The sequence below is a fragment of the Caballeronia sp. M23-90 genome (genome assembly GCF_053574605.1).
This window is the reverse complement of the sequence record NZ_JBSIPA010000228.1, coordinates 1-10,182: the sequence shown is the minus strand read 5'-3', so window position 1 is coordinate 10,182 and position 10,182 is coordinate 1. Positions and strand designations below refer to the sequence as shown.

The window sequence follows — 10,182 nt, the reverse complement described above, 5'->3', positions numbered from 1 at the left end:
TCGAACCCGGCTGCGGTTTCGACAGCAGGCCGCAATCGTGGCAGACGAACAAGCCGGCGCCCGCAGCCGGGTTCGCATGAGGGAACCTGTCCGCGGTGCGGATCGGCCTTGCATTTCCGAAAGCCGGGCAGCATTGCGCGCACCTGGGCATTCGTGATCGCAGCCGTCGTGCTGTACATCCCTGCAAACGTGCTTCCCGTCATGGACACGAGTTCATTGTTCGGTGAACAGACGGACACGATCATGAGCGGCGTGGTGTTTCTCTGGGTCTCTGGCTCGTGGCCGCTTGCTGTACTGGTGTTTATCGCGAGCATTGCCGTGCCGATGCTCAAGATCATCTCGCTGATTTTCCTCGTCCTGACCGCGCAGCTTCGCTGGCGCTGGCTGCCGGAGAAACGCACGCGCATCTATCGCGTGGTGGAGCTCGTCGGTCGCTGGTCGATGCTCGATATCTACGTCATTACGATCCTGGTAGCGCTCGTGCAGTTCAGCGCGCTTGCAACGATCATGGCCGGCCCTGGCTCGATCGCATTTGGCTCGGTAGTGGTGCTGACGATGTTGTCTGCAATGTCATTCGACCCACGCCTGATTTGGGACCCGCTGGAGCCTGACCATGAATAAGCCGCTCGGCCCCCCCGAAGACCCGGATACCCCCGATTTTCCCGAGGCGATCGCGGTGCGCCGTTCGCGCTGGCGGGTTCAGCTTATCTGGCTGGTTCCGCTCATCGCAGTCTTGATTGGTGGCTGGCTCGCCGTGCAGTCAATTCTCGAGAAAGGCCCGACCGTCAATATCAGCTTCCAGAATGCTGATGGCCTGGAGGCCGGCAAAACGAAGATCAAGTTCAAGAATGTGGATGTTGGCCTGATCAAGAAGGTCACGCTGGCGCCGGATGACAAGTCGGTGATCGCCATGGCGGAGATGTCGCGCGACGCTTCGAAAATGCTGGTGGACGACACCCGCTTCTGGGTCGTGCGCCCGCGTATTTCCGGTGGGACGGTGTCCGGGATCGGCACGCTCTTGTCCGGGTCGTACGTCGGCGTGGACATCGGCACGAAGACAGAGAAACGCACCGATTTCGTAGGCCTCGAGTCGCCTCCGGTATTCGCCACGGGCGTGGCCGGTCGTGAGTTCGTGCTCAAGAGCGAGAACATGGGCTCGCTCGACGTGGGCTCGCCGATATTTTTCCGGCGACTGCAGGTCGGCCAAATTACGTCCTATGCGCTCGACTCCGACGGCGAAGGCATGACGCTGCATATCTTCGTCAACGCCCCTTACGATAAATACGTGACCAATGACACCCGCTTCTGGCACGCAAGCGGAGTCGACGTCACGTTCGATACGACCGGCGTCAAGGTCAACACGGAGTCGCTCGTATCGATTCTGATCGGCGGGTTGGCGTTTCAAAGCCCGCCCGACACGGTTGACAAGACAGAGGCCGCTGTACGGCGGGAGTTCACGCTCTTTGAAGAACGAGCCGAAGCGATGAAGCGGCACGACACCATCGTCGACACATATGTGATGAATTTCAAGGAGTCGGTGCGCGGCTTGACAGTAGGCGCGCCCGTCGATTTCCGTGGCATCGTGGTCGGCGAAGTCTCAGCGATCTATACCCACTTCGACAAGGCGAAAAAAGAGTTCAGCATACCGGTCGAGGTACGCATCTTCCCGGGCCGCTTCACCTCACGTTACGAAAAAGGCGCCGACAATGGGCGTGTCACGACAGATCGCAAGACCTTCGCCGATTATCTCGTCGGTCACGGATTGCGCGGGCAATTGAAGACCGGCAGCCTGTTGACAGGGCAACTCTATGTTGCGGTCGACTTCTTTCCTGCGGCGCCGAAAGCGCCCATTGACTGGAGCAAGAGCCCGCCTGAATTACCTACCGTGCCCGGAAATCTGCAGGGGTTACAGGACTCGATCACCGGCCTGGTCGCCAAGCTCAACAAAATACCGTTCGAAGGCATTGGCCAGGACCTGCGCAAGACGCTGGGCGATGCGTCGGCGCTGCTGACGACCCTCAATACACAAGTTGCGCCTGAAGCGCGTGCCACGCTCGCCGCTGCCCACGACGCACTTGTGTCCGCCAACAAGACACTGCAACCCGACTCCGCGCTGGCGCAGAGCACGGTCGACACGATGCGGGAGCTGTCGCGCACCGCGGCGTCCTTCCGCGCGCTCGCTGACTATCTCGAACGGCATCCCGAAGCGCTGATTCGCGGCAAGACGGAGGATCAAAAATGAATAACGCGTCTCGATTCATGCTGGCGACACTGTTGTTCATCAGCGGGTGCGCCGGTTCGCCGAAAGCCACCTTCTATACGCTGACGCCGCAAGTGCAGCAGGCGCAGCCGGACGCGCGTTCGCCCATTGCCATCACCATCGGCAGCGTCAGCGTGCCGGAACTCGTCGATCGTCCGCAACTGGTGACGAGAGTCGACGCAACAACGGTTTCCATTGACGAGTTTGCGCGTTGGGCGGATCCACTCAAGGGCCAGGTGCGCCGTGTGCTGACCGCAGACCTGGCGTTGCAATTCCCAGGCGCACTCGTATCCGGCAGCCCGCAAAATGCCGATTCGGCGACGACCTTCCTCGTGTCGCTGGATGTTCAGAGCTTCGAATCGGCACCGGGCGACGCAGCGTCGATGGGTGTGCTGTGGTCCGTGAGGGCGTCGAAGGGGAAGTCGGTGAGCGGTTACAGGCTGGTGCATGAGCCGACCAATGGCGAGGGCGACGATGCGCTCGTTGCAGCGCATAGCAGGGCGCTTGCGGCTATCAGTGGTGATATCGCCGCGGCGATCCGTTCGAATGTGCAACCTTGAAATGGCGGCCATAGCTATGCAGCAGATGCTGGTCGACGTGGTGATCTTTCTTGCTGCGGCCCTGATGGCTGTTCCGCTGTCAGGCAGACTTGGTTTTGGCGCCGTGCTCGGTTACCTGCTCGCTGGCGCGGCGATCGGCCCCTGGGTGCTGAACTCGTCACTAAAGTCGACGCCATCCTGCACTTCGCCGGACTCGGCATTGTGTTGATGATGTTCGTGATCGGCCTGGAAATGCGGACTGACGAGCTGTGGGCCATCCGTCGCACCATCTTCGGCTATGGCGGCGTGCCGAACAGGCGTGATTTCGTTGTCTGTAAAGCGCACATGTCCAATATTGCTATAAGACCAAAGTCTAATACCAACTCGCCGTGACTAAAACTAAGCTTGAATCACGGAAAGTGCTCATGGTCCATCAACCTCCGCATGATCAACTTCATTTCCAAGGGCCGATATGCATACACACCTTGCTCGCCGTCTCGCGCTTGGCAGTGCCTTGTTTCTCGCGTTCGCAGCTTCTGCGACGCTAACCGTGCGGGCATCGGCACAGGAGGTCCAGGTCGTCACTGGCACCGGTCCCGACAGCGCCGGTGTCGCGGCGCTCATTCAAACGAAGGCTACTGTCATTGGCATCGACGCCGCGACCCTGACCGCCACGCTGCGAGGCCAGGGCGGCCGGACCTTCGAAGTCCAGGTCAGCCCGGAAGTAGGCGACATCAACAAATTGCAGATAGGTGACACGGTGGATATCGCTTATCACGAATCTTTCCTGATTCACGCAGACAAGGTAAAGTCGAATGGTATCCGCGAGCGCATCGACTCGACGGAGATCCTTCCAGCCTCCGGCGGCGTCGCCGCATCCGCACAATCGGTGCAGGTTCTGGCAACGATCGAGAAGGTGGACGTGAAGAACCGGCTCATCACGCTCAGGGGGCCACTGAGGACTGGCACGGTTAAAGCGGGACCTGATGTCTCACTTGCCGACCTTAAGGTTGGCGACAGCGTTCGCGCGGTGTATGTCACTGCTACCGCAGTGAAAGTCACGCGGGGCGACACTACTTTGAAATAGAAGCGGGGACGGCGATGGTGTCGCAGGCCGGGACATCCTTGCTCGCCTGGCGTCAGGCCATAGATCGGACACGCGGCGGCCCCGGGCTTGTTTATCGTTCAAGACTATATTCGCGCGGGAATGCCCCCATGTTCCTTATTTGCATTGAGGAACTCCGCAACTGTACGAAACTCTCGGGCTGCGGTGGAACCAGGTGCGCGACGAAAAATGTCCCGCAGGTCGCCCCTTGCCAACCTTCAAAGATCACGCATGGGTGTCGAGTGAGGGTTGCTCGTCGCATGACCCCTGCCTTTGGCTGCAGACCGCGGCTTGTCGTCTTCTTTCTTGTACTGGAGCAGTACGCACAGGACACGGTCCAGTGCGTTGCCAGGACGCTTCAGCATCAGCATCGACTGCGCGATGCCGAGCGTGTCCAGGCGGACATGCCGATCCTGGCCATATTCGACCGTGTAGCTGAGTAACAGCCGCACTTGCCGCGCGAGACCGTCGGGAAATTCCGGGGCAACATCATCCACTCGCTGGCGAAGAGCGGCATGCCGCTCGAAGAGGCCGTTGAGGGTAGTCAGAGCGCTTATGGTCATGGTCCTATCCAGTTATGAAATCTTGCGATTCGGGGCGTGGGTTCTCGTCGCTCACTGCATTGATTGCTTCGGTCGCATCACACTTCAGCGCTCACTTCCTTCGTGCAAAGGCCGCGCTTGCGCACGCTCGCCGTGCGCACCGACATCTGTCTGAATTCGATGACAGTAAGCAGCAGACCGACGAGCAGCAGCGAAAAGATGGCTACGGCCGGGTAGAGCAGGGGGAACGTCATGTCTTTCTACCCAACAGGAAACACAGTTTGAAATAGATCCCGAAGCTCAGGATCGAAGGCACCCAGATTGCAGTGAAGATCGCCTGCTCCCGGTCCTTTAGAACGAACCAGAGATAGCCGGAAATGATGAAGGACAGAAGAACAGCGGAGATGATGAAAAAGTCAGATTTTCTGAACATGCGTATTCCGGAGGTGAGTTAAGTATTTTCTTCGAGGCCATATCCGATTGCGCAAAGCAAGCACCCGGCAATGGCAACCGAGCCCACGATCCGAACGCCAGCAGACAGGCCAAATGCAAAACGCTCTACATTCACTACGCCAAGAAAACCAAGCGCGAGCACGCCTATCCCGGTGCAAGCGAGAACGCACCCAAATCCAATCAGGAATTGAATAAGCTTTTTCAACATAGGCGGTCCTGGTTCTCACTCGTTATTGACGGTATGTCGTGTTCTTTGATAGTGAGTGCGCTCGTGAGATGACTTCCTCATTCATCAACCAGGCACGAGCCAATCGTCTGAACTACTTTTTGTTCGCAATACAGCGAAGAGTTTGATGTGAACCAGATGAGATGTTGCTGAGAGTGAAGTGCAATCGGCAGTCCTGATCGTTGCTTATCGACTGATTCGCCGCGAGGCTGACGAGCGCATTGTGCGTGCACCTGTCACTGCAGACCCGATCACGACACTAAAGCACTCAAGACAGGATCGACGAGGTGGAGTAGGGTTGGTGTTCTACCACGTCCAAAGGAGCATCCATGAAAGATATCACGCGCCATTCAGCGGGCTATAAACTGGCACGTCAACTTTGGATGACCCGCTTCGAAATGGCGCTGATCGTCTACAAACCGGAGGCAGCGGTGGGTATCGATTGGAACACGGCAGGGTTGCTATACGAGGCTGACTTTCCCGAACAGACGGCTGCGCCCAGATACTGCGAACTGCTTGAGGCTGCGTGAGCGCCGTAACGTGCCATTTGGCTGACACAGGCTTGGCCCGGTGAGGATGGGGTACAGTGTCCGAATCGTAGCTTTGAATGACTTCAGTCTGAGGGCAAAATGCTGATTGCGCTTGGCGGACTGCCTGGAACGGGAAAAACGAGCATCGCCCGAAAGCTCTCACGTGAGCTGTGCGCGGTGCACTTGCGCATCGATTCAATCGAACAGGCGTTGAGCGACGTCTTATCGCGCTGCCGCCTGAATCAGCAACTTGAACGGCAGCGCCAGCAACATTGCCCCCGCCACACCTACGCCCCAAAGCGCGATAAACCAAAGCGTCTTTTTAAGCGCAGAACGCTTCCGCGGCTCAACGCGTGTTTCAGTGATAGTGATGTTCGCCATGGCGCACCTTGCCTCTGAAGACCCAGTAACCGAGCGTCGTATAAGCGATGATCACCGGCAAGATCACCGCCGCCCCTATCAACGTGAACTTCTGGCTCGAATGCGGCGCAGCCAGTTCCCAAAGCGACACGCCGGGGAAAATGGCGTGAGGCGAAATGCTCAGGACCAGACCGCTATAACCCAGCAGCACGAACGCGAGCGCCATCATGAACGGCCGCGTTTCGTGACGTGAGAGGATGGACCGGCGCATCAGCCAGGCACAGGCAACCACCAGCACCGGCACCGGCAGGAACCGATAAAACCAGGGGGTATCGAACCAGCGCGACGCGATGCCCGCGTCCTGCAGCGGCGTCCAGATACTGACGACCGCAATGGTCCCGAGCTGCAACAGCGTGAGCGGCCAAACGATCCGGTAAAAGCGCCGTTGCAGGTCGCCTTCGGTCTTGGCAATCAGCCAGCAGCAGCCGAGCAGCGCATAAGTGACCACGAGCGCGAGCCCGGTGAACATGCTGAACGGCGTGAACCACGTGAAGGCATCGCCGGAATAACGGCCGTCGGCGACCGGTATGCCATTGAGAAACGCGCCGAGCGCCACGCCCTGGAAGAACGTCGCCCCCGCTGATCCGCCAATAAACGCAAGATCCCACATGGGCTTCGTGCGCGTTGCCTTCGAGCGGATCTCGAACGTGACGCCGCGAAAGATCAGGCAGACCAGCATGAAGATCAGCGGCAGGTAAAGCCCGGAAAGCACAGTGGAATAGATCATCGGGAACGCGGCGAAGAGGCCCGCGCCTCCGAGCACCAGCCACGTCTCGTTACCGTCCCAGACGGGCGCGACGGTGTTCATCATCACGTCGCGGTCATGTTCGTCCGGGAAGAACGGAAACAGGATGCCAATGCCCAGGTCGAACCCGTCCAGCACCACGTACATCAGCACGCCCAGCGCGATGATCGCGGCCCATGTCAGCGATAAATCCATCTCACGCTCCTTCTATCGAATGCGTCGCGACCGAGAGCGGCCGGCGCGCGGTGTGGTTGTCATCGTCCATGCTGGGCGCGTGCGTGATCGTGCCCGGCAACGCCGGCCCGGTCTTGAGCAGCTTGAGCAGGTAATAGATGCCCGTGCCGAACACGAGCGTATAAACGATGACGAAGATCAGCAGCGTCACGCCGACTTGCTGCGCGGTCACGGGCGACACGGCCTCCGACGTGCGCATCACGCCATAGACCACCCACGGTTGCCGCCCGGCCTCTGTCGTCACCCAACCAGCCAGCAGCGAGATGAAACCCGTCGGCCCCATGACAAGCACGAAACGCTGAAACAGCTTCGACTCGAACAGCTTGTCTTTCCGTCTGAGCACCCATCCCGCAGTGCTCATCAGGATCATCAGGACGCCCAATCCGGCCATGATCCGGAAGCTCCAGAACACGACTGTCGAGTTGGGCCGGTCTTCCTTCGGGAAGGACTTGAGCCCGCGGATCTCGCCGTCCCAGCTATGCGTGAGAATCAGGCTGCCCAGATGGGGAACGGATAGCGCGTACTTCGTGGTCTCGGCTTCCATATCCGGAATGCCGAACAGATTCAGCGCCGTGCCGCCTTTCTCGGTTTCCCACAGGCCTTCGATGGCGGCGATCTTCGCAGGCTGATATTTACGCGTGTTCAGTCCGTGCTGGTCGCCGACCATCGCCTGGAGGGGCGTAAGTACGAGCAAAAGCCAGAGCGCCATCGAAAACATCTTCTTGATCGCGGGGTCGCGGCGGCCCTTCAGCAGGTGATATGCGCCCGATGCCGCGACCACCAGCCCCGCGACAATGAACGCCGCGATGGCCATGTGTGCAAGCCGATAAGGAAACGATGGGTTGAAGATGATCTGGAACCAGCTCACCGGTACGACATGATCACCTTCGATCCGGAACCCTTGCGGCGTCTGCATCCAGCTATTCGATGCCAGGATCCAGAACGTTGAGATCAACGTGCCGATCGCAACCATCAGCGTGGCGCCGAAGTGCGCTTTCGGGCCGACCTTGTTCCAGCCGAACAGCATGATGCCAAGGAAACCGGCCTCAAGGAAAAACGCGGTCATCACTTCGTAGGCGAGGAGTGGGCCCGTGATCGGACCGGCGAAGCTCGAAAAACCGCCCCAGTTGGTGCCGAACTCGTAACTCATCACCACGCCGGAGACCACGCCCATTCCGAAAGCAATGGCGAACACTTTCGACCAGAACAGGCACAGCTCCTTGTAGACCGGTTTCCCGGTTTTGAGCCACGCGCCTTCGAGCACGGCGATAAAGCTCGCCAGCCCGATACTCAACGCCGGAAAAACGATGTGGAACGAAACGGTGAAGGCGAACTGGATACGCGCCAGGTCGAGCGCTTGTTGAGTGGCATGCATGACAGGTTGTGAGCCATCGCGGGCGCACTCTGATGGAGTCGCGGGCGGGCGCTGGTTGGTTGGACTGGTTACTTCAGAGGCGACTGTAAGCCAATTTTTGAGACGTTTGCTGCGACGCGGCAGGCGCGTTCTCATGTGCGCAAATGTCGCGCTATCGGGCATAATTTCTCGATAACTTGCGCTTTATCAAGTACTTGCTGCCCTTGACGGAGTAGGCGCTCTCAACGTTTCAGGTGGAATTTACGCGACAATCAACCGCACTGCGTCAATCGGGCACGTTGTCTTCTGAAAGGGTGTTTCGATTCGCGTGTGCCGAACTGAAGCGCACGATGTTTTACACGTCTCGCAACGCTTGCTGCAGCGCGCCGGGTACCATGGCGTCATCACGGCTGGCCCGTGTCGTGCTTGATCAGCGCATCGACAGCAGGGCCGCAAACGGAAAACGAGTCGAACAAGGTGAAGGGAGAAAAATCATGCGTCTGGACGACGAACGAGAGAGCCAGAATGTCGAAGACCGGCGCGGCTCGGGAGGCGGGGGCGGCGGCGGTTTCCGCATGGGCGGTGGTTCGATCGGGATCGGCTCCATCGTCATTGCGCTCGCAGCGTCGTATTTTTTCGGCATCAATCCGATGGTCGTCCTGAATCTTCTGTCGGGGGGATCGGGCGGCTCATCGAGCGCTTCTTACACGCAGCAGCAACAGCGTCCGGCGGACTCGAACGGGCAGCCACAGGCCGCTGCGAGCGACGCGGGCGCGGTGTTCGTGCGGCGCATTCTCGGGAACACCGAGCGTACGTGGCAGCAAATCTTCCGAACGCAATTCAACCAGGACTATCCGGCGCCCAAGCTCGTACTGTTCAGCGGAGGCACCGCGACCGCTTGCGGGACGGGCCAATCCGCAATGGGTCCGTTCTATTGCCCGAACGACCGGAGCGTATATATCGACTTGTCGTTTTACAAGGAATTGCGCGACCGCTTTGGCGCGGGCGGAGACTTTGCACAGGCTTATGTGATCGCGCACGAGGTCGGTCATCACGTGCAGAACGTGCTCGGCATCATGACCAAAGTCGATAACGCCCGCCGCCGCATGTCGCCCGCTCAGGCGAACCAGTTGTCGGTGCGCGTGGAATTGCAGGCCGACTGCTTCGCGGGCGTCTGGGCGAACGTGGCGCAGAAGAACAACGCGAAGCTGATCGAGCCCGGCGATTTCCAGCAAGGCTTGAACGCGGCGGGCGCCATCGGCGATGACCGGTTGCAAAAGGAAACGCAGGGACGCGTGGTGCCGGAAGCGTTTACGCACGGCACGAGCGCGCAGCGCCAGCGCTGGCTCAACCGGGGACTGGCAACGGGCGACCTGGGGCAGTGTGATACCTTCGGCGCCCAGTCGCTGTGAGCTTCAGGGCGGCATGGGTAAAAAGCGGCTAGAGTAAAGCGCCATTTCGACGGATAATTCCGTCCGAAGATGTTGCGACAGGCGCGGATTCGCTTTCAGCGCTCCGCGTGCCAGTTCGTGCAATTCTGCCGTTCATAACAGATCGCCGCCGAGCCGCCTTTTGATCCGCAGAAAGCGCGCCGGTCAGGCGAATCAGCCTCCGGCAGCCCGTCCCGCGCGTTGATCATGGTGCGCGTGAGGCCGGCCGCCGGATGAATTAAAGGTCCCCCTGCATCCCCATGAAGCGAATCCTGATTGTCAAAGTGACGTCATTGGGCGATATCGTAGAGACGCAACCGGTCGTCTCCGATCTTCGCCGCGCC

13 protein-coding genes and 2 pseudogenes are annotated in these 10,182 nt (G+C 59.4%); 8 read left to right on the top strand and 7 right to left on the bottom strand.

The window, feature by feature from the left end; all coding sequences use genetic code 11:
- The 5 genes and pseudogenes from ACRXB1_RS20945 to ACRXB1_RS20925 all read left to right on the top strand — a co-directional run.
- Positions 1–621 (top strand): paraquat-inducible protein A (locus ACRXB1_RS20945; protein WP_449493086.1); only part of this gene is annotated, 621 nt, incomplete at its 5' end.
- Entirely contained in the window at positions 614–2,242 is a 1,629-nt protein-coding gene (locus ACRXB1_RS20940) for a PqiB family protein (RefSeq protein WP_449493085.1), read from the top strand. The genes ACRXB1_RS20945 and ACRXB1_RS20940, both read left to right, overlap by 8 nt.
- On the top strand, positions 2,239–2,820 hold the full coding sequence (locus ACRXB1_RS20935; protein WP_449493084.1) for a PqiC family protein: 582 nt from the start codon (positions 2,239–2,241) through the stop codon (positions 2,818–2,820). Before ACRXB1_RS20940 ends, ACRXB1_RS20935 begins: the two co-directional genes overlap by 4 nt.
- A gap of 16 nt (positions 2,821–2,836) precedes the next feature.
- Positions 2,837–3,108, top strand: a pseudogene (locus ACRXB1_RS20930) (cation:proton antiporter domain-containing protein); the annotation flags it as partial.
- A 163-nt stretch (positions 3,109–3,271) separates the two neighbouring features.
- Positions 3,272–3,886, top strand: coding sequence for a hypothetical protein (locus tag ACRXB1_RS20925; RefSeq protein ID WP_449493083.1), 615 nt, complete (start codon positions 3,272–3,274; stop codon positions 3,884–3,886).
- Between the two features lie 236 nt (positions 3,887–4,122).
- Here the strand turns inward: ACRXB1_RS20925 and ACRXB1_RS20920 are convergent, their stop codons facing one another.
- The 4 genes from ACRXB1_RS20920 to ACRXB1_RS20905 all read right to left on the bottom strand — a co-directional run bounded on the left by ACRXB1_RS20920 (position 4,123) and on the right by ACRXB1_RS20905 (position 5,107).
- On the bottom strand, positions 4,123–4,467 hold the full coding sequence (locus ACRXB1_RS20920; protein ID WP_449493082.1) for a hypothetical protein: 345 nt from the start codon (positions 4,465–4,467) through the stop codon (positions 4,123–4,125).
- Between the two features lie 77 nt (positions 4,468–4,544).
- On the bottom strand, positions 4,545–4,700 hold the full coding sequence (locus tag ACRXB1_RS20915) for a hypothetical protein (RefSeq protein WP_155524347.1): 156 nt from the start codon (positions 4,698–4,700) through the stop codon (positions 4,545–4,547).
- Positions 4,697–4,879, bottom strand: coding sequence for a hypothetical protein (locus ACRXB1_RS20910; protein WP_062171195.1), 183 nt, complete (start codon positions 4,877–4,879; stop codon positions 4,697–4,699). The genes ACRXB1_RS20915 and ACRXB1_RS20910 overlap by 4 nt, the downstream gene beginning before the upstream one ends.
- An 18-nt stretch (positions 4,880–4,897) precedes the next feature.
- On the bottom strand, positions 4,898–5,107 hold the full coding sequence (locus ACRXB1_RS20905; protein WP_062171193.1) for a hypothetical protein: 210 nt from the start codon (positions 5,105–5,107) through the stop codon (positions 4,898–4,900).
- Between the two features lie 347 nt (positions 5,108–5,454).
- On the opposite strand from ACRXB1_RS20905, the gene ACRXB1_RS20900 reads away from it, so the two are divergent.
- Positions 5,455–5,655, top strand: a complete 201-nt coding sequence (locus tag ACRXB1_RS20900) for a hypothetical protein (protein WP_062003119.1) — start codon at positions 5,455–5,457, stop codon at positions 5,653–5,655.
- Positions 5,656–5,754: 99 nt separating this feature from the next.
- A pseudogene (locus ACRXB1_RS20895) lies at positions 5,755–5,838 on the top strand (hypothetical protein); the annotation flags it as partial.
- A gap of 39 nt (positions 5,839–5,877) precedes the next feature.
- Here the strand turns inward: ACRXB1_RS20895 and ACRXB1_RS20890 are convergent.
- From ACRXB1_RS20890 to ACRXB1_RS20880, 3 genes are read right to left on the bottom strand one after another with little or no spacing between them, the layout of a single operon-like run.
- Positions 5,878–6,036: a hypothetical protein gene (locus tag ACRXB1_RS20890; RefSeq protein ID WP_449493081.1), complete on the bottom strand. Its 159-nt coding sequence runs from the start codon at positions 6,034–6,036 to the stop codon at positions 5,878–5,880.
- The gene (gene cydB, locus ACRXB1_RS20885) at positions 6,014–7,015 is read right to left on the bottom strand and encodes a cytochrome d ubiquinol oxidase subunit II (RefSeq protein WP_062171190.1); all 1,002 of its coding nucleotides are present in this window, start codon (positions 7,013–7,015) and stop codon (positions 6,014–6,016) included. Before cydB ends, ACRXB1_RS20890 begins: the two co-directional genes overlap by 23 nt.
- Position 7,016: 1 nt before the next feature.
- Positions 7,017–8,429, bottom strand: coding sequence for a cytochrome ubiquinol oxidase subunit I (locus ACRXB1_RS20880; protein WP_062171188.1), 1,413 nt, complete (start codon positions 8,427–8,429; stop codon positions 7,017–7,019).
- Positions 8,430–8,902: 473 nt separating this feature from the next.
- Between ACRXB1_RS20880 and ypfJ the strand changes: the two genes are divergently transcribed.
- Positions 8,903–9,820, top strand: coding sequence for a KPN_02809 family neutral zinc metallopeptidase (gene ypfJ / locus ACRXB1_RS20875; protein WP_449493080.1), 918 nt, complete (start codon positions 8,903–8,905; stop codon positions 9,818–9,820).
- Positions 9,821–10,182 lie beyond the last annotated feature (362 nt).